12 protein-coding genes and 1 pseudogene are annotated in these 18,442 nt (G+C 73.2%); 4 read left to right on the plus strand and 9 right to left on the minus strand.

The window, feature by feature from the left end; genetic code table 11:
* The 4 genes from RMT89_RS07495 to RMT89_RS07510 form a co-directional block, all read right to left on the minus strand.
* Entirely contained in the window at nucleotides 1–2,223 is a 2,223-nt protein-coding gene (locus RMT89_RS07495; protein ID WP_315883128.1) for an NHLP family bacteriocin export ABC transporter peptidase/permease/ATPase subunit, read from the minus strand.
* The gene (locus RMT89_RS07500) at nucleotides 2,220–3,026 is read right to left on the minus strand and encodes an HlyD family efflux transporter periplasmic adaptor subunit (RefSeq protein ID WP_315883129.1); all 807 of its coding nucleotides are present in this window, start codon (nucleotides 3,024–3,026) and stop codon (nucleotides 2,220–2,222) included. The genes RMT89_RS07495 and RMT89_RS07500 overlap by 4 nt, the downstream gene beginning before the upstream one ends.
* Nucleotides 3,027–3,141: 115 nt before the next feature.
* Entirely contained in the window at nucleotides 3,142–3,357 is a 216-nt protein-coding gene (locus RMT89_RS07505; protein ID WP_315883130.1) for a type A2 lantipeptide, read from the minus strand.
* Between the two features lie 477 nt (nucleotides 3,358–3,834).
* The gene (locus RMT89_RS07510) at nucleotides 3,835–4,248 is read right to left on the minus strand and encodes a PaaI family thioesterase (RefSeq protein ID WP_315883131.1); all 414 of its coding nucleotides are present in this window, start codon (nucleotides 4,246–4,248) and stop codon (nucleotides 3,835–3,837) included.
* Between the two features lie 189 nt (nucleotides 4,249–4,437).
* Here RMT89_RS07510 and RMT89_RS07515 point away from each other — a divergent pair, with 189 nt between their 5' ends.
* Nucleotides 4,438–5,766, plus strand: a complete 1,329-nt coding sequence (locus RMT89_RS07515; RefSeq protein WP_315883132.1) for a S1 family peptidase — start codon at nucleotides 4,438–4,440, stop codon at nucleotides 5,764–5,766.
* A gap of 280 nt (nucleotides 5,767–6,046) precedes the next feature.
* On the opposite strand, the gene RMT89_RS07520 is transcribed toward RMT89_RS07515, so the two are convergent.
* Complete coding sequence (locus tag RMT89_RS07520) at nucleotides 6,047–8,194, minus strand: SpoIIE family protein phosphatase (protein ID WP_315883133.1); 2,148 nt, start codon at nucleotides 8,192–8,194, stop codon at nucleotides 6,047–6,049.
* A 246-nt stretch (nucleotides 8,195–8,440) separates the two neighbouring features.
* Between RMT89_RS07520 and RMT89_RS45890 the strand changes: the two are divergent.
* Nucleotides 8,441–9,001, plus strand: a pseudogene (locus tag RMT89_RS45890) (LuxR C-terminal-related transcriptional regulator); the annotation flags it as partial.
* On the opposite strand, the gene RMT89_RS07530 reads toward RMT89_RS45890, so the two are convergent.
* The 4 genes from RMT89_RS07530 to lanKC form a co-directional block, all read right to left on the minus strand.
* The gene (locus tag RMT89_RS07530) at nucleotides 8,924–10,771 is read right to left on the minus strand and encodes an ABC transporter ATP-binding protein (protein WP_315883134.1); all 1,848 of its coding nucleotides are present in this window, start codon (nucleotides 10,769–10,771) and stop codon (nucleotides 8,924–8,926) included. The pseudogene RMT89_RS45890 and the gene RMT89_RS07530 sit on opposite strands and share 78 nt — an antisense overlap.
* Complete coding sequence (locus RMT89_RS07535; RefSeq protein WP_315883135.1) at nucleotides 10,768–12,444, minus strand: ABC transporter ATP-binding protein; 1,677 nt, start codon at nucleotides 12,442–12,444, stop codon at nucleotides 10,768–10,770. Before RMT89_RS07535 ends, RMT89_RS07530 begins: the two co-directional genes overlap by 4 nt.
* A gap of 83 nt (nucleotides 12,445–12,527) precedes the next feature.
* A complete protein-coding gene (locus RMT89_RS07540) occupies nucleotides 12,528–12,644 on the minus strand; it encodes a SapB/AmfS family lanthipeptide (RefSeq protein WP_315883136.1) in 117 nt (38 codons plus the stop codon).
* Between the two features lie 58 nt (nucleotides 12,645–12,702).
* Nucleotides 12,703–15,309, minus strand: a complete 2,607-nt coding sequence (lanKC, locus tag RMT89_RS07545; RefSeq protein ID WP_315883137.1) for a class III lanthionine synthetase LanKC — start codon at nucleotides 15,307–15,309, stop codon at nucleotides 12,703–12,705.
* Between the two features lie 187 nt (nucleotides 15,310–15,496).
* On the opposite strand from lanKC, the gene RMT89_RS07550 reads away from it, so the two are divergent.
* Both RMT89_RS07550 and RMT89_RS07555 read left to right on the plus strand, forming a co-directional pair.
* Complete coding sequence (locus RMT89_RS07550) at nucleotides 15,497–17,950, plus strand: SpoIIE family protein phosphatase (RefSeq protein WP_315883138.1); 2,454 nt, start codon at nucleotides 15,497–15,499, stop codon at nucleotides 17,948–17,950.
* Nucleotides 17,951–17,997: 47 nt separating this feature from the next.
* Nucleotides 17,998–18,417 (plus strand): CBS domain-containing protein, encoded by a 420-nt coding sequence (locus RMT89_RS07555; RefSeq protein WP_315883139.1) that lies wholly within the window; start codon nucleotides 17,998–18,000, stop codon nucleotides 18,415–18,417.
* Nucleotides 18,418–18,442: the final 25 nt, after the last annotated feature.

Genomic DNA, 18,442 nt, shown 5'->3' on the forward strand with positions numbered 1-18,442 from the left:
TCACCGCTCCCTGACCAGCGTCGCGTACGCGCCGCCGCGCGCGACGAGCTCCTCGTGCCGGCCGCGCTCCACGATCGTTCCGTGTTCGAGTACGACGATCTCGTCGCTGTCGCGTACGGTGCTCAGCCGGTGCGCGATGACCACACAGGCGCAGCCGCGCTTGCGCAGGTTGTCCATCACGACCAGCTCGGTCTCGGCGTCCAGCGCGCTCGTCACCTCGTCCAGCACCAGGATGCTGGGCCGGCGCACCAACGCCCTCGCGATCTCCAGGCGTTGGCGCTGCCCTCCGGAGAAGTTACGGCCGTCCTGCTCGACCCGGCTCTGGATGCCGCCGGGGCGGCGCATGACCACGTCGTACAGGGCCGCGTCCCGCAGGGCTTCGATCACCGCGTCGTCCGGGATGGACGGGTCCCACAGCGCCACGTTGTCCCGGACGGTGCCCTCGAAGAGGAAGACCTCCTGGTCGACGAAGGAGACGGAGGCCGCGAGGGCGCCGCGCGGGATGTCGTCCAGCCGCTGTCCGTCGATACGGATCACGCCCTCCCACGGCGTGTACAGACCCGAGATCATCCGGGACACGGTGGACTTGCCGCTGCCCGAGCCACCGACCAGGGCGACCTGTCGGCCCGGGCCGACGGTGAGGTCGAAGCCGGCCAACAGGGGCTTGTCCAGCGGGTTGTAGCCGAAGGTGATGTTCTGCAGCTCCACATGCCCCTGCAGCCGGCGCGTGGAGTCGGCGCCGCCAGGGCGGTCGTAGAGCGGGTCCGCCTGGAAGTTCTCGACGTCCTTCAGGCGGGCCACGTCGGCCGCGAAGTCCTGGATGCGGCCCGCGACGCCGTTGAGGCGGGTCAGCGGGGCGGTGAAGCGGGTGACCAGGGCCTGGAAGGCGACCAGCAGGCCGACGGATATATGGCCCTCGACCGCGCGCATACCGCCGATCCACAGGATCAGCGCACTGTTCAGCGTCGCCAGCGTCGGCGCGACCACGCCCAGCCAGGCGCTCGGCACCCCGAGGCGCTGCTGCTCCTCCAGGGTGGTGGCGTGCTGTCCGGCCCACTTGCGGAAGTAGCCGTCCTCGCCGCCGGTCGCCTTCATCGTCTCGATCAACTGAAGGCCGGTGTAGGCGGTGTTGGTGAGCCGGGCGCTGTCCGCGCGCAGCTTCGCCGTACGGGTGGCGCGCAGCCGGATCACCACCCGCATCGCCACGATGTTCAGCAGGGCGACCCCGATGCCGACGGCGGTGAGCTGCGGATCGTAGGTGTACAGCAGGAGGGCGTACAGGATGACGACCACCGCGTCCACGCCCGCCGCCGCCAGATCGCGGGCCAGGGTCTCGGCCACCGCGTCGTTGGACTGCAGGCGCTGCACCAGGTCGGCGGGGCTGCGCTGGGAGAAGAAGGTCACCGGCAGCCGCAGCAGATGGCGCAGGAATCGGGCGCTGGAGAGGGTGGAGGAGATGATCCGGCCGTGCAGCAGGTTCGCCTGTTGCAGCCAGGTCAGGACGATCGTGAGCAGGACGGACGCCCCCATCGACGCGAACAGCACGCCGAGCAGGGAGGTCTGGCCCCCGATCAGGAACATGTCGATGTAGGTGCGGCTGAGCGCGGGCACCGCCGCGCCGACCACCACCAGCAGCAGGCTCGCCAGCACCGCGGCGGGCATCGCCCCCGCGGTGCCGCGCAGCCGGGCCGGCATGGCGCCGAGGATCCCCGGCTTGCGGCCGCCCCTGCTGAAGCCCTCGCCGGGCTCCATCACCAGGACGACACCGGTGAAGCTGCCGTCGAAGTCCTCCATGGGGACGAAACGGCGGCCCTTGCCGGGGTCGTTGATGTACACCCCGCGGCGCCCGAAGCGGCGCCCCATGCCGTCGTAGACGACGTAGTGGTTGAACTCCCAGAACAGCACGGCCGGGGTCTTCACCTCGGCGAGGGCGGCCGTGTCCATCTGCATGCCCTTGGCCGTCAGGCCGTAACTGCGGGCGGCCTTGAGGAGGTTGCTGGCGCGCGAGCCGTCACGCGAGACACCGCAGGCGATGCGCAGCTCCTCCAGCGGCACGTGCTTGCCGTAGTGGCCGAGCACCATCGCGAGGGAGGCGGCGCCGCACTCCACGGCCTCCATCTGGAGCACGGTGGGGGTGCGGACCGTCTTGGCCCTGCCCTTGGGTACGGGTCTCTTCGGCGGGGCGGCGCGTCGGCGGCCCCGGGTGTCCTGCGCGGCGCTCATGGCAGCAGCCAGTCGACGGGACGCTGGTCGGCGAGCCGGACCGAGGCGTCGGCCATGGTCATCGAGGTGAGGGAGAACGGCGGCCCGTCCGCGGACGACCACCGGTAACCGCTCTTCGTGTCTGGCGACTTGTCCAGTTTCACCAGAACGGCCACCGGCCTGCCGTCCTTCGTGAACTGCTCGCCGAGCTGGCTGTCGCCGAGGAAGGAGGTGATGGACTGCGCGGACTGGGCGCTGCGGTCCACCGACTTCACATGGCCGCGCAACACGCCGTACTCCTGGGCGGGCACCGACTGGACGGTGAGGTCGACGACGGCGTCGGCCGGGATGGAGGCCGCGTTCTCGGCGGGCACGTACACCGTCGCGTACAAGGGGTCCTCCGCCCGGGCGACCTTCTCCACGGCGGCGACATTCGCGCCGGTGGAGATGATCTGTCCGATGGTGGCGGCGAGCGCGGTGACCCGGCCCGCGGCGACCGTGCGCACGATCGTGTCGCCCTCGGCCGTACGGACCTTCAGGACGGGGGAGTTGGCCGGCAGCCGCTCGCCCTGCTCGGCGAGGACCGCGGTGACCTGCCCGGCGACCGGGCTCTGCAGGATGTAACTGCCCTGTCCGTACGTGAGGATCGCCGGCGCGCCGACCGTGGAGGCCACCGAGCCGGTCACCGCCCACACGGAGGCCGCCGCCATGACGACGACCGTCACGGACAGCGTGAGCCAGCCCTGAGGACGGGCGAAACGCACCGGAAGATCGAGCTCCTCCGGCGACTGGAGCTTGGCGAGGGCCTGTTGGCGGAACTGCAAGGAACTTCCCTCACCTGTGCGGGAGAGCTGTTACGGCATACGGGAGCTCTGGGGCACCCGAAGAGCCCCGGAGCCGGGGTACGGCTCCGGGACTCGACGTCACAAAAAGGCGCGATCAGAGACCGGCGACCAGGTTCGTGACCGGGGCGGTGTTCAGGCCGGTCGCACCCTCGACGGTGCCGACGACCGTGCCGACCAGGCCGGAAACCGGGGCGATGCCGTCCACCAGGCCGGTGACGGTGCCGAGGGCGTTCACGGAAAGGCCGCCGGAGACGTTGTCCAGCTCGGCGTCGGAGATCTCGACGGTCTCAACCTGGGGGGTGGAGTTCATGATGGAACTTCCCTTCGTATGGGTATTTCACAAGGGGGGAGCGGCCCCCTCTGGGGGACAGATGGACGGCCGCGACCGCAGGCGCCCGGCGCCCGTTTCCGGGTGCCGTTGCGGCCCCCGCGGTGCGATGGATCAAAGCACGCTGCGGGTGCGCGCTTCCAATCAACCAACTGCCTCACCTGGGCACTTGAGCCTCAGAAGCGGTCATCCGTGCAGGCGTGCGCACGGCTTGTCGGCGACTTCTTCACATGCGTCACGGCATCGGCTCGTGCGCGCTCTTGCCGGACGGAAGGCGAATGCGACACTCCCGCCCCAATGGTGTAACTGACGGTAGCGGGTTGTGTGGGGATGCGGTCGCCGGTGCCTTGGTTGGGCATTCGATGTGCAGATTCGCTGAAGCCGGGATTCCGCCAGGTGCCCGCAACGGACCGTTGCCGACCGGATGCGGTGCGTGTCAGTCCGCGACCGCCGAGGACCTCAGCCCACAATCGCGTAGACCGTGCTCGCCCGGGCCGCGATCTCGCCCGTCCCGCCGTCGGTCATCGTGATGTCGGCGAACGCCATCCGGCGGCCCAGCTTGGTGACCACCGCCTCGATCAGGACATCCGATCCGGACACCGCGCGCTGGAACGAGGTGGACTGCTGCACCGTCGTCATCGGCCCGTACGCCCCGCGCGCCGCCGACACGGCGATCACCGTCGCGGTGTCGGCCGCCGCCATCAGGGCCTGGCCCGACAGCGCCCCGCCCTCCCGGGCCAGCCGGTCCGACCAGGGCAGACGCAGGATCGCGCGATGGCTGTCCAACCCCTCCACGGTGAGGCCCAGTTCGAGCACCCAAGGGGCGAAGCTGTCGGCGAGGATCTTGTCGGCTTCGGCGGTGGTCATCGTCATATGGGGGATTGTTCCCGGCCCCGGCCGAGGGGACGCGGCCCTTGGCCGAATCGGCGTTTCGCGTGGGGCGCCCGGAAACGGAATTGAACGCCCCGAGTGACCCGTGCGTACCACTGGCCATCCAGGCGCCCCGAACAGCCGCCGCGGACAAGGCGGCACGGACCCCGTCCCCCCAGGAGGTCGAGAAGGTTGAGTCACAAGCGAATGCCGAAGCGCAAGGCCGCGATAGCGGCGGGCGGTGTGGCGGCGCTCGGAGCGGCGGCCATCCTGCTGCCCCAGGCCAACGCGTCCCAGGACGGCGCCTCGGACGACGCCGCAGCGCCCAGGACCCTCAAGGCGGCGGACGCCTCGGACCTCGCCTCACAGCTCGCCGGACTGCTCGGCGACGCCTTCGCCGGCTCGTACTACGACGCCGACAGCCAGCAGCTGGTCGTCAATGTGGTGCCGGGCGACAACAACAACATCATCGTCCAGGCGAAGAAGGCCGGCGCGACCGTCCGCGAGGTCGACAACAGCCTGGCCGAACTGGACGCCGGTGCGCAGACCCTGAAGTCCGAGGCGACCATCCCGGGCACCGCCTGGGCCGTCGACCCCCGGACCAACAAGATCCTGGTCACCGCCGACAGCACCGTCACCGGCGCCAAGTGGGACCAGCTGGAGTCGACCGTGGAGAGCCTCGGCTCCGGCATGGCGACCATCAAGAAGTCCGAGGGCACCTTCAAGACCTTCCTCTCCGGCGGCGACGCTATCTTCGCCGGTGGCGCCCGCTGCTCGGCCGGCTTCAACGTCACCGCGGGCGACGGCACCCCGGCCTTCCTGACGGCGGGTCACTGCGGGGTCGCCGCCGAGGCGTGGTCGGACGCCGAGGGCGGCGAGCCGATCGCCACCGTCGACCAGGCCACCTTCCCCGGCGAGGGCGACTTCGCGCTGGTCAAGTACGACGACCCGGCCACCGAGGCGCCGAGCGACGTCAACGTCGGCGGCGGGCAGACCGTCCAGATCAGCCAGGCCGCGGACGCCGAGGTGGGCCTCCAGGTCTTCCGGATGGGCAGCACCACCGGTCTGAGCGACGGTCAGGTCCTCGGCCTCGACGCCACAGTCAACTACCCCGAGGGCACCGTCACCGGGCTCATCCAGACCGACGTCTGCGCCGAGCCCGGCGACAGCGGCGGCTCGCTGTTCACCCAGGACGGCCTCGCGATCGGCCTGACCTCGGGCGGCAGTGGCGACTGCACGGTGGGCGGCGAGACGTTCTTCCAGCCGGTCACGACCGCGCTTGAAGCGGTGGGCGCGACCCTCGGCGCGGGTGACGCGGCAGGCGGCGCCGGCGCGGGCGAGGAAGCCGGCGCCGGTGAAGAGGCGGGCGCCGGTGAAGAGGCCGGCGTCGGCGAGGAGGCGGGCGCCGGTGAAGAGGCCGGCGCAGGCCAGGATGTCGGCGGCGAGGAGGCAGGTGCGGGTGCCGGTGAGGAAGCCGGTGCCGGCGCGGCCGACGAGTCCGGCCTGACCGACACGCGCTGACCCCGCGTCACCGGACGACTCCGGGTGGCCGGCCCTTCGGCGGGAGGGCCGGCCACCCGGACCGCTGCGGCCCTGTGGTGGACGACAACCCGGGCCGTACGCAAGGGGACGTCGGCGCCGCCATCGTGACCCCCGATCCCACGGGCCGCGGGATCCGACCTCGGCGCCTTCCCCGTCCAGCCCAGCCTGGGGAACGTCTTCATGGACGCCCTCGGACAGCCGGCCGCCGGCCGCCTCAGCGCGTACGCGACCACACGGCAGGTCAGATCCAGCGAGCGTGTCAGCTCCGGGCCCGCAACAGCAGCACAGCCACGTCGTCGATCCGCCCCCGGGGCGTCGCGCAGGACTCCACGAGGTGATCGGCCAGCTGGTCCAGCGGCAGGTCACCCGCCTCCCCGAGCACCCGCCCGAGATCGGCGAGCGCCTCCTCGATGTCGGTGCCCGGGGACTCGATCAGCCCGTCGGTGTAGAGGACGAGCACGGATCCGGGCGCCAGATCGACCTGCGTCGTCTGATAGGTGGCCGAGCCGTCGATGCCCAGCAGCGGCCCCCCGGCCAGGTCCAGCACCCGCACCCGCCCGTCCGGCCGTCTCAGCAGCGGCGGGGGATGACCCGCCCGGGCCATCACGGCCCGCCCGTGCTCCGGATCGAGCCGCAGATACAGGCAGCTCGCGAACAGATCGGCGCCCAGGTCGATCAGCAGCCGGTTGGTACTGCGCATGACCTCCCCGGGCGGCTGCCCCACGGTCGTGTACGCCCGTACGGCCGTACGGATCTGCCCCATCAGACCGGCCGCCGTCACATTGTGGCCCTGCACGTCCCCGATCACCGCCGCGGCCTGTCCCTGCGCGGGCACCAGGTCGTAGAAGTCGCCGCCGATGTCCATGCCCTGAGTGGCCGGCAGATAGCGGGCGGCCGCGTCGATGCCGGGCAGCGGCGGCAGCGAGTGCGGCAGCAGGGCCGCCTGGAGGCCATGGGCCAGCTGGTGCTTGGCGTCGTAGAGCACCGCCCGCTCCAGGGCCTGCGCGATCAGCCCGCCCAGACTCGTCAGCACCGCCCGCTCGTCGGCGGGGAAGGAGTGCGGTTCGGCGTAGGTGAGCACGAGGGTTCCGACGGGGCGGCCGGAGGCGATCAGTGGCAGATAGGCCCAGGCGGCGAATCCGTCGGGCGTGGCCTCCCGGGCCGGATACAGCCGCTCCAACTGCTGTTGGTCCTCGAAGAACGCCGGCACACCTGTGGTCAGGGCATGGGTGCCCGGGGTCCGCTCGCTGAGCGGCAGGCCGTCGAACCGCTCCACGACGTGCGCGTCCGGATAGCCGTGGTGGCCCAGCACATGCAGTCGGCCCGCCCGGGAGCCGAGCACCACCAGGGCCTGGCTGCCCACGGCCGGGGCGATCTCGTCCGCGACCAGCTGGACCACGTCCTGCACGCTCACCGCCTCGGTGAGCGCTCCGGCCAGGCTCAGCACCTGAGAGATGGTGACCAGCCGGGAGGGGGTGTCGGCGGTCGGGCGGGGCACCCGGTTCATCTCGGTCACGGCCCGCGCCCGGGTGACGCGGACGGTGAGCCCGCTGGTGCTCGGGTACAGCCGGAACGACAGCCAGTCGCCCGGCGGACGCAGCGCCATGAAAGAGGTGGTCTGCTGACTGAACAGCGCGGCCCGGTAGCGGTCCTCGTAGACCGGGTCGTTGAGCCACGGCACCGACGCCCACAGCTGGGCGCCCAGCAACTGGCTCACCGGGACGCCGATCAGCTCGGCCGCCGCCGCATTGGCGAAGGAGATCCGTCCGTGCAGATCGAGCGAGCAGAGCCCGTACGGCAGCCGGGCCACCATCCGCGCCGACTCGACCGTGCCGAGCGTGCCGGCGGCACCGGCCAGGACGGGGGCGGCGAGCAGATCGGGCTCGGGCAGCACCGGGACGCTGTCCTCCAGGGCGCGGGCCAGCCGGGCGGCGAGCCGGTCGCAGGCGGCGCTCAGATGGGTGCGCTCCCGGTCGGACAGCTCGGGCGGGTGCGATCCCGGCCAGGTCACGAAGACCGCGCCGTAGGCCGTGGACTCGGTGGCCACCGGCAGCGCCGCGAGCGCGAAGGGGTAGGGCAGGACGACGGAGATCCGCGGATACAGGCGGGCCATCTCCTCCTCGCCGCCCACCCACACCAGCCGCCGCTCGCGCACCGCGTCGGCCACCGGGATCGGCGCGCTGAGCCCCACCCGCTCCCAGGGCGCCGCGAACGCCCGGGGGAGTCCCGCCATCACCGCCATCTCCAGGACCGGCTCCTGGCCGGCCAGCAGATAGACCGCGCCGGAGTGCGCGTGGACCTCGTCCATCATCGAGGCCAGCGCGAGCGACAGCAGCGGTCGGCCAACCCGCGTCCGGGCGGTCGCCGGTGCCTGGGCGGACGGTTGCCCGTCGGACACGCCGACCACCTCCTCGCACGGCCGGGTGACGGGTCCCAGGGAACAAATCTCCCTCCTGGCGGCCCGGCGCGCACGGCGAGCGGGACCGGCCGCGGAGGCCCGGGGTGTACCCCCTCGGTCCCGGCCCATGCCCCGCAGTAGAAGCGCTTGCCGGGGCACGGGAGCCGGAAGTGCGCCCCCGCGCCCCGTGATGGCTGGTTCTACGCGCGCAGGACGGAGGGGCGGCGCGAAAAATGGGGCACGCGCACCTCACCCATGGAACCGGCGAACGGCGACGCGAAGGGACGATCAGTGATCCGGGTTCTTCTGGTGCACGACGAGTGTCTGGTCCGATCGGTCCTGGCGGACTGGCTGCGCCGGGAATCGGACCTCGGCGTGTTCCACGCCCCGTGGCGCAGCGCCTTGGCCCGTCTGCGCAGTGTGCGGCCGGATGTCTGCGCGGCCGACCTGGAGTGCGCGGACACCTACGGGATACCGCCGCTGGGTGAGCTCCACGAACGCGTTCCGGGCATGCCGCCGCCCCGGCTCCTCGTCCTGGCCAGCGGGAACCGGCCGGGTCTGCTGAAGGGCGCGGCGGAGGCGGGGGCGCTCGGCTACGTGGACAAGGAGGGTGCGCCGGAGCGCCTGGTGGAGGGGATCCGGCTGGTCGCCGCAGGGAAACGCTTCGTTGACGACTCGCTGGGCTTCGGGTTCCTCCGCGCCGCCGAAATGCCGCTGACCAGACGGGAGCTGAGCGTGTTAGTCCTCGCAGCCGAGGGGGCCTCCGTCGCGGAGATCGCCGGGAGTCTGCACCTGTCCAACGGGACCGTGCGCAACTACATGGCGGCCATCACCCGCAAGACCGGGGCCCGCAACCGCATCGACGCGATCCGGATCTCGCAGGGCGAGGGCTGGCTGTGAGGGTACGGGCGTCCAGCCCCCGACGAGGTCCCGGTACAGGGCCGAGCGCCGCAGCAGCTCGCCGTGCGTGCCGTACGCGGTCGCGCGGCCGTCCATGACCAGGACCCGGTCGGCGCGGCGGGCCGAGCTGATGCGGTGCGCCACCACGACCAGGGTGGATCCGGGCCGCGCGGCGAAGGCCCGCTCCGCGCGCTCCTCGGCCCGCGGGTCCAGATGACAGGTCGCCTCGTCGAGCAGGACGAGCGGGGCGTACGACAGATAGGCCCGGGTCAGGGCGATGAGCTGCCGCTCTCCGGCGGACAGCGCCGCCGGTTCGACGGGGGCGCCGGGCCCGCCGAGGGCCTCCAGCAGCGGCAGCAGCCCCACCGCGTCCGCCGCGGCGAGCAGTTCCGCCTCGGGCACGGGATCCGGCCGAAGCTGCCCGAGGTTCTCGGCGAGGGTGCCGGTGTGGACATACGCCTGCTGCGGGATGAGCACGCGACGCACCGCGGCCCCGGGCCCCGGCACCGGGTGCCCGCACACCCGGATGGTGCCCCGGCCGGGTTCCAGCAGCCCGGCGATCAGTGCGGTGAGCGTGGACTTCCCGATGCCGCTCGGACCCACCACGGCGAGGTGGGCGCCCGGCGGGAGGACGAGGTCGAGGTCCTCGACGACGGGGGCCGCGCAGGGGCCGTAGGCGAAGGTGACGGAGGCGAGGGAGAGCGCGGGGGTGCCGGAGGTCACCTCGCAGGGGCGGGGGAGCTGGAGCGGTGGCTCTTCGTGCGGTACGGCCCCGCGGAGCAGGCGGCGCAGCACCACCGCCAGCCGCGAGCCGCTGGTGCCCACGCCGTGGACGAGGTTGCGCAGGGCGGGCAGCAGGGACTGGGTGATGTAGGCGAGCGCGCCGACCAGGGCGCCCGGGGTGACGCCGTGGCGCAGCAGCCAGGGCGCGGTGGCCAGCAGCAGCACGATGGGCAGCTCGCCGCCGATCGTCAGGGAGACCACGCGCAGCACGCCCCAGCGGGCGAGGGAGCATGCGGCCCGCTGTTCGGCGTCGATCCGCTCCCCGGTGCCGGCGGCGACCGGCTCCTCGGCCCCGGCCGCCGTGATGTCCCGCAAGCCGGGGCAGACCGCGCCGAACCGCTCGGCGAGCGCCTCGTCGGCGACGAGGAACGCCTCCTGCCGACGGGCCAGCGCCCGCAGCGTCACCACGAACAGGGCCACCCCGGCGAGCAGCGGCACCCCGACGACCAGCAGCAGCGGCGGGGCCAGCGAGAACAGGCCGACCAGCGCGCCCACGGCGGTGAACACGAACGAACGCGACACCAGCACAAGACCGGCGAACGTGTCCCGCGCGATCTCGGCCTGCTGGGTGAGCCCGGACAGCGCCGCGGAGTCACCCTCCCGCACTCCGCGGGCCACGACCCGCGACACCAGACCGTCCCTGAGCGGTTCGACCAGTTCGGCCACCGCGGCGTACACCCGCGCCGTCCCGTACGCCCCGACGAGCACCCCGAGCCCGGCCACCGCGAGCCAGGCCACGCCCGTGCCCGTCCGTCCCGCCAGGAACCCGTCGTCGAGGGCGCGCGCGGGCGCGTACCCGGTGAGGAAGGTCTGCCCGGTCTCCAGCACCGACCAGACCGCGAGCCGCGCGCCGACCCGCCACCGCTCCCGCAGGAACCGCAGCCCCAGACGCGGCAGATTCATGGCCGCTCCCCGTCCGCGAACGCCGCCCGGTAGCCGGACAGTTCCCACAGCTTCTCGTGCGGTCCGACCGCCCGGATCCGCCCCTCGTCCAGCCAGGCCACGGCGTCCGCACGGGCCGCGGTGGCGGGCCGGTGGGCGATCAGCAGCCGGGTGCCCTCCCCCATCAGGGAGTCGGTGATCAGCGCCTCCGTCACCGTGTCCAGGCTGGACAGGGCGTCGTCCAGGACGAGCAGCCGGCCGCCGTGGGCGAACGCCCGGGCGAGGCCCAGGCGTTGGGACTCCCCGCCGGAGCGTGGCGCGTCGGCGCAGAGCGTGGCGTAACCGGCGGGCAGCCGGCGCACGAACTCGTCCGCGTGGGCCTTGCGGGCCGCTTCCCGGACCCGGGCGGGGGAGCGGGGCACCGGGCCGAGGCCGATCTCCTCTTCGAGCGTGCCGCCCAGCAGGGCGGGGCGTTCGAAGGCGTGGCCGATCGCCCCGCGCAGCTCGTCGTGGGACAGCTCGCGCAGAGGCACCCCGTCGAGCAGGACCTCCCCGGCGTCCGGGTCGGCCAGGCGCCCGGCGACCGCGGCGAGCAGGGACTTGCCGGAGCCCGAGCGGCCCACCACGGCGAGCGTGCTCCCGCCGGGCACGACGAGATCGATCCCGTCGAGGACGGCCCGCCCGCCGCGCAGCGCGATCACCCCGCGCAGCTCAAGACGGCCGGGGCCGGGCGGCAGCCGGCGGTCCCCGTAGGCCGGGGACGGTTCGGTGAGCACCTCCGCGAGCCGCCCGGTGGCGGCCCGGGCGCGGGCGAGGCTCGCGAGCTGTCCCACCAGCACGCCGACGCCCGTCGCCAGCACCGCGTACCGCGACGCGGCGAGCAGCTCACCCACCGTCAGCCGGTCCCGGGTGAGGAGGAATCCCGCGACGGCGAGGACCCCGAGCTGGAGCAGCGGGGCCACGGCGGCGGACTGCCCGGCGGCCCGCCCCTGCACCCGCCACATGCGACGGCCGGCCCGGGACAGCTCGGGCAGCGGCCTGAGGATCCGCTCCGTCTCCCGCTGCGCCGTGCCCGCCGCCTGGATGCTGCGGTGTCCGCCGATGGCTTCCGAGAGCGCCCCCGCGATGCGCCCCTGCACCTCCTGGTAGCGGGCCACACAGTCCCGGGTGTCGCGGCTGAAGGCGCGCAGCAGCAGCGCGAGCACGGGTGCCCCGGCCAGCAGCACGGCCGCGAGCCAGGGGTCGATCAGAGCGAGGGCCACGAATCCGCCGGCCGGTCCGGCGAGCGCGGCGAGCAGGGCGGCGCGGGCGGCCGGTGCCGTGCCGGCCTGCGCGGCGTTGCCGACGAGGCGGGCGACGAGGTCTCCGGACCCGAAGCGGTCGGCGGCGCGCGGACCCACGGCCAGGACCTGACGGTTCAGGCGCCGGCGCAGCCAGCCGGTGGTGCGGGCGTCCACCGTGCCGCCGAGCACGGTCTCGCCCGCGTCGAGCAGGGCGAGCAGCAGGACCAGCGCGGCGCAGTACAGGACCCAGCGGGTGGCCGGGGCGTCGGCCAGCAGCAGGTCCAGGGTGCGGCCCAGCGCGGCGGGCAGCAGCAGCCCGGCGCCGGTGGCGGCCGTGCTCGCCAGGCACAGGGCCAGCCAGCGGGCGGGGGCCGGACCGAGCGGGCCGGGCTCTGTGGTGCGCGTGGTCATGGGCGCCCTCTCGGTGTGCGGGACCCCGGGCGGCCCTCCCTGGTGGGAGCGGACCGCCCGGGGCCGTGGTCGCACGGTGCTGGTCAGAGACAGAGCGTGATGCTCGCCGCGCTCACGCAGGACAGCAGGCTGAGGGTGCTCACGCCGCCCGTGCTGGTCTGCTCGTCGGACTCCATCGTCTGCAGGTCGAGAAGTGCCATGGTGTCTTCCTTCCGTAGGTGTGGTCACCCGTGGGGACGGGGTTGGATCACGGCTCCGTCAGTTCGCGGAACCGCGCTGTGGGGGCCGCCCGAGCGGCGGCAGGAACGGCAGGTGGGCGTCTGTCTCGCTGTCGAGGGCCGCGCCGAGCGCGAGCAGGCACCCTGCCGTTCCGGTGCCCAGGTCCATCGACAGCCGCATCATCTGGTGCCCGGGGAAGGCCAGTTGGCCCTGGTAGGACATGGAGAACCAGCCGAGCCCGGCGATCTGGCCGGCGAGCCGTTCCGGGCTCGCGCCGGGCGTGCTGGTGCGGGCGAGGTGCAGGATCGTGCCGGCCCGGCCCTGCAGCAGGCCCGGCTGCACGTAGAAGCGGCAGGTGGCGGCGGTGAGAATGCCGGCGCGGGCCTGCTCGAACTCCCCTTCGGCGTCGGCGAGATGGGCGAGATGGTCGTCCAGGACCATGCCGATGCCCGCACTGCCCTCACCGAGGTACGGCAGCGTCCGCCAGCCCTCGTCGACCTCAAGCGAGCCGTTCTCGTGCCGCACACAGCAGTCCAGGTCCCGCCGCAGCGCCACCCCCGCCGCCGCCAACAAGCGCGCGTCACCGGTGTGTTCGTACTGGCGCAGCAGGAAGAGCGCGGGCCCGCTCGCCCCGCGCAGCAGCCCGGCCCGGCGCCGCCGGGGGGTGTCCGGAAGGGGTTCCGCGAGACGCCGTACGAGGATGTCGGCGGCCTCGGCGGCACGGATCCGCAGCTCGGACTCGCCGGTCCTGTGCGCGAGTTCACCGAGGACCAGGCCGAGTCCTGCCAGGCCGCCGTGCAGGTCGGAGGAGAGGTTCTGCCACCGCTCGGCGAGGATCGACTCGACCAGGTCGAGGGCGCGCTGCCGGTGGCCGAGGCGGTCCAGGACGTGGGCGACGCCCGCCAAACCGTCGTACAGCCCGAGCGGGGTGCCCGTCGGCGGCGGCGCGGTCCGGGCGAGGAGCCAGCGCTCGCCCTCCTCGTACCGCTCGGCGCCGACCGCGTCCAGCGCGTACAGCACACCGGCCGCGCCGTGCGCGAGTCCGAGGCCTCCGCCGTCGGAGAACTGTGTGATGTCGCCGGGGAAGAGCCGGTCGTCGCGCTCCGGGGTGGCCGAGGCGAGGATCGCCTTGACCATGGAGTCGCGGCTGAACGGCCAGTCGCCGGGCTCCACGAAGGAGCGGGGCGCCGCGGCCGGGGCCTCGGTGTTCCGGGTGATCTCCGAAACCGCCTCCTGAAGGAACTCCCCCGGCACGTCCGGGAACTGACCGAGGATCACTTCCGCAAGATGGGCCGCCTTGCCCCGGTCGACCACGAACAACGTGGTGACCGGCAGGAACAGGGCGATCCGCAGACAGGCCAGCGCATAGCGGTCGACCTCGACGCCCGTACGGTCCGGTGGGGCGAAGAAGCCGGGGTGGGCGACCACCTGGCGGCCCTGCTCGGCGACCGGGGCGGCGGCCTCGAAGTCGAGCAGGGACACCGACTCCTCGTCGGGCGCGACCATGATGTTGAAGACGTGCAGGTCGTTGAAGACGATGCCGCGCGCGTGGACAGCTTCCACCGCCCGCTCCACGCCGCCGTAGATCTTCAGCGCCCAGGCCGTGTAGTCGGCGACGTCCTTCGGATCGGGATCCGGCGTCAGCAGCGGATGCCGTTCGGCGACGCACGAGTTGAGCGGCCGTCCCTCCAGAAAGTCCATCACCAGGAACCGGTGGTCGCCGAGGGTGAACCAGTCGCGCACCTCCGGCACCACCCCCGTCCCGGCCACCTGCTCCAGCGCGTGCTTCTCCCGCTCCAGCCGGGCGATCGCGTCCGCCCCGTCGGAGGCCAGCCCCGCGTGCGGCCGCCCCTCCTTGAGGACGACGCGGCTCCCGTCCCGGGTGTCCGTGCCCGCGTACACCCCGCCGCCGTTGGAGAAGTGCAGCGCCTTCTCGATCCGGTACGGCAGCTCGCCCACCGTCGTCGTGTTGCGCGCCGCCAGGTGCGGTTCGAGGAAGGCCGGCAACGTCACCCACTCCGGGACCTGGAAGGACGGTGCCCGCCGGTCCGGCACCAGCCGCCCCTCGCCGTCCCGTACCGCCGGCACCAGCGCCCCCCGCTCGTCGACGACGAAGGTGCGCGCGAAGGCGCCGTAGCGCACATAGAGCGGACCGTCGTACCAGCGCAGGTCGGTCAGGATGTACGGCCCCTCGAAACCCTCCAGGAGCGTGCCCAACTCGCGCAGCACGAGGTGCAGTTGTTCCTCGTCGGCGGGATAGACGGTGACGAACTTGCCGCTGCTGTCGCGGGCCGCGTACTTGGTGTTGCGCAAGTGCAGCAGATGCGGGCCCGGCACGAACTTGAACGGGATGCGCCGCGGCACGCAGTAGTCCCACACGATCGCCGCGATCCGCTCCGCGTTCGCCCGGGTGGCCGAGGCATGGATCTTCCAGCCCTGGGACGGCCCGGCCACCGGGGCGCCGTCCGGGCCGAGCGGAGTCAGGTTCAGCCAGTCGCCGATCCGGGCGGCGTCCCAGCCGTCCGGCACCTCGCGCCGCGCCGTCTCGTACAGCGGCGCCGTCCGGCGCGCACCCGCGGACAGCCGGTCCGGCGTCTCGTAGAAGTGCCGGTCGGCGAGCGCGTACACCTCGTACCGCTTGTCCATACCTCCCCCTTCGATGGCCCGGCAACGAGCTTCCAGGGGGCGGCGGGGCGCGGACAGTCGTCTCTGTCACCAGACCACCGTGCGGAACGCATGCGTCAAGACTTGTTCGGTGGGTTTCGAGCCCAGCCTTCGCAAGCACTCCATCGAACGCGCACAGGGGCTGCGCACGTGTCTCATAAGCGCTGTAATGGCCAACGTGGGCGGTGAGGGCGCTGCGAGAAGCAGATCGAGAAGGCAGCGTGCCAAGGATGCCCTCAACACGGTCACCGACGATCCCGAGGCGCCCGACCGGCTGCGCCGCATCCTCGAACAAGCGCTCGTCTTCGCCCACGCGGCCCTCGCCGCCGTGTACACGCTGACCGAGGACGGCGAGCTGCTGTGCCTGGTCGAGTGGGCCGGCGCCCCGCGCACCCAGTACGGACTGCGCGACAGCTATGCCGCCACCGGCGGCTCCGCGCTGGCCGACGCCCACCACACCGGGCGGCCCGCCTGGCTCGGGCCGAAGGAACTCGCCGACCGCGCCCAGTCCCGGCGGGCGTCGGCGGGCGACTTCCATCTGGCGGTGCTGCCCGCGCGAGCGGAGGACGACGGGGGCTGTCTGGTCGCGGTGAGCGAGTACCCCGACGGGTTCGACGCCGAGGACCGCGACTGTCTGGACCTGATCGCCAACGCCCTCGCCTACCCCGCCCCGGTACCGCGCGCCGAGGGCGGCGAACTGCAGTCCAACGCCTTCAGCCTCGCCATGGACACCGGCCGCGTCGAGGCCGGCGACGACATCCTGGACCTGTTCGGGATCGGCCCGGACGAGTTCGACGGCAAGGTGGAGACCCTGCTGGGCCTGACCGTGCCCGAGGACCTGCCCTCCTTGATGTCCGTCGTCGAGGCCGACCACATGTCCATCGGCGACCGCGAGCTGGAGTTCCGGGTGCTCCAGCCGGCCGGCCCGCCCAAGTGGCTCAGGCTGCGCGGGCGGCTGGTGCCCGGCGGCGAGGGGCAGCCGGCGCGGCTCGCGGGCACCGTCGCCGACGCCTCGAAGCTGCGCTCCGACGTCACCGACGTGGCCCGTGTCCAGCGGCTGGCCGCCGCCCTCGCCACGGCGGGCACCGTCCGCGATGTCAGCCAGGCCGTGGTCGCCGCCCTGCGCGCCCCCCTGCGCGCCGACCGCATCGCGCTGGCGGAGCTGGAGAACGACCGGCTCGTCGTCACCGTCCTCGACCCGCCCCAGCCGGAGTCCTGGCCCGAGCTGTGGCGCCTGGAGTGGCGCACCGAGTGGCCCGACGCGCCGGTACGCGCGATGCCGACCCTCGCCGCGGCCCTGCGCGAGGGCCGCGCCCAGATCTGGCCGGCCGGCACCCCGCTGGAACCCGCCCTCGCCGACGTCGGCCCCGGCGGCCTGGCCGTCCTGCCGCTGCCCGCCGCCGGCCGGATGGCGGGCGCCTGTCTGATCGGCTGGGACGCCCCGCACCACTTCGGACCCGACGAACGCGCCCTGCTCATCGCCTCCGCCGGACTCACCGGGCAAGCCCTCATGCGGGCCCGCGCCTTCGACGCCGAACACGAACTCGTCGGCATGCTCCAGCGCCAGCTGCTGCCCCGCAGACTGCCCCGGCTGCCCGGCGCGGAGGCCGTCGCCCGCTATCTGCCGAGCACGGCAGGTCTGGAGCTCGGCGGCGACTGGTACGACGTGATCCCGCTGCCCGACAACCACGTCGCCCTCGTCATCGGCGACGTCCAGGGCCACAGCGCGGCCGCCGCCACCCTGATGGGCCAGATGCGCACCGCCCTGCGCGCCTACGCCGCCGAGGGCCACCCGCCCGACGTGGTCGTCTCCCACGCCAACCGGCTGCTGATGGAGCTGGAGACCGACCTCTTCGCCACCTGCGCCTATGTCGACGTCGACCTGGAGGAGGGCACCGCCTGGTGCGTCCGCGCCGGACACCTCCCGCCGGTGCTGCGCCACCCGGACGGCACAACGGACATCGCCGAGGCCGAGGGCGGACCCCCGCTCGGCGTGATGACACAGGCCGAGTTCCCGATGAGCCCCCTGCGGCTCCAGCCCGGCACCCTCATCGCGCTCACCACCGACGGCCTGGTGGAGTCCGTCGAGGCCGACATCGACGTGGGCATGGACGGCTTCGCCCGCGGCCTGGCCGCCGCCGACCCGGCCCACCTCGGCCTGGTCGCCGACGCCCTGCTCGGCAACGCCCGCCGCAGCGACGACGTCGCCCTGCTGCTGATGCGCTACGACGGCATGGAGCTGCGCCCGCTGCGCGAGAGCTGGACGGTGTGGCGGGTGCCCGAGGCGGTCGGCCACGCCCGCCGCTTCACCCGCCGCACCCTGCGCTCCTGGGACCTGACGGGCCAGACCGACGCGGTCCTGCTGGTCGTCTCCGAACTCGTCACCAACGCCCTCGTGCACACCGAGGGCCCGGTCCGCCTCGACCTCACCCTGATCAACAGCCGGCTGCGGGTCGCCGTCGCCGACACCTCGCCCCGCAGCCCCGTCAAACCCACCAGCATCGGCTGGGAGGCCACCGGAGGCCGCGGCATCCTCCTGGTCGAGGCCATGTCGGCGTCCTGGGGGACGCTCCCGGTCAGCGGCGGCAAACAGGTCTGGAGCGAGATCCAGCTGAACCGCTGAGTCCCGGGTACCCGGGGGTCCATCGACCCCCGGCGAAGGAGTACGTCATGGCCCAGCACGTCCGCGACATCATGACCGGCGCCCCGGCCACCGTGGGCCCGCAGGCCTCCGTGGCGGCGGTGGCCCGCATCATGCGCGACCGGGACCTCGGAGCCGTCCTGGTGATGGACGACGACCGGCTGCGCGGCCTGGTCACCGACCGCGACCTGGTCGTCAGGTCCCTGTGCGAGGGCGGCGACCCGGAGGAGACCACGGTGGCCGGGGCGTGCAGCGACGACCTGGTCACCGTAGGACCCGACGAGGACCTGGACCACGCGATACGGCTGATGCGCGAGCACGCCGTACGGCGGATTCCGGTCGTCGACGAAGGCCGTCCCGTGGGCATCGTCGCCCTCGGGGACGTGGCGATGGAGCGCGATCCGGACACGGCGCTCGGCGACATCAGTGCCGCACGGCCCAACATCTGACCAGTCGGTTACGCGGGATCGACGC

It is taken from the genome of Streptomyces sp. P17 (assembly GCF_032436805.1).
Lineage (GTDB): Bacteria > Actinomycetota > Actinomycetes > Streptomycetales > Streptomycetaceae > Streptomyces.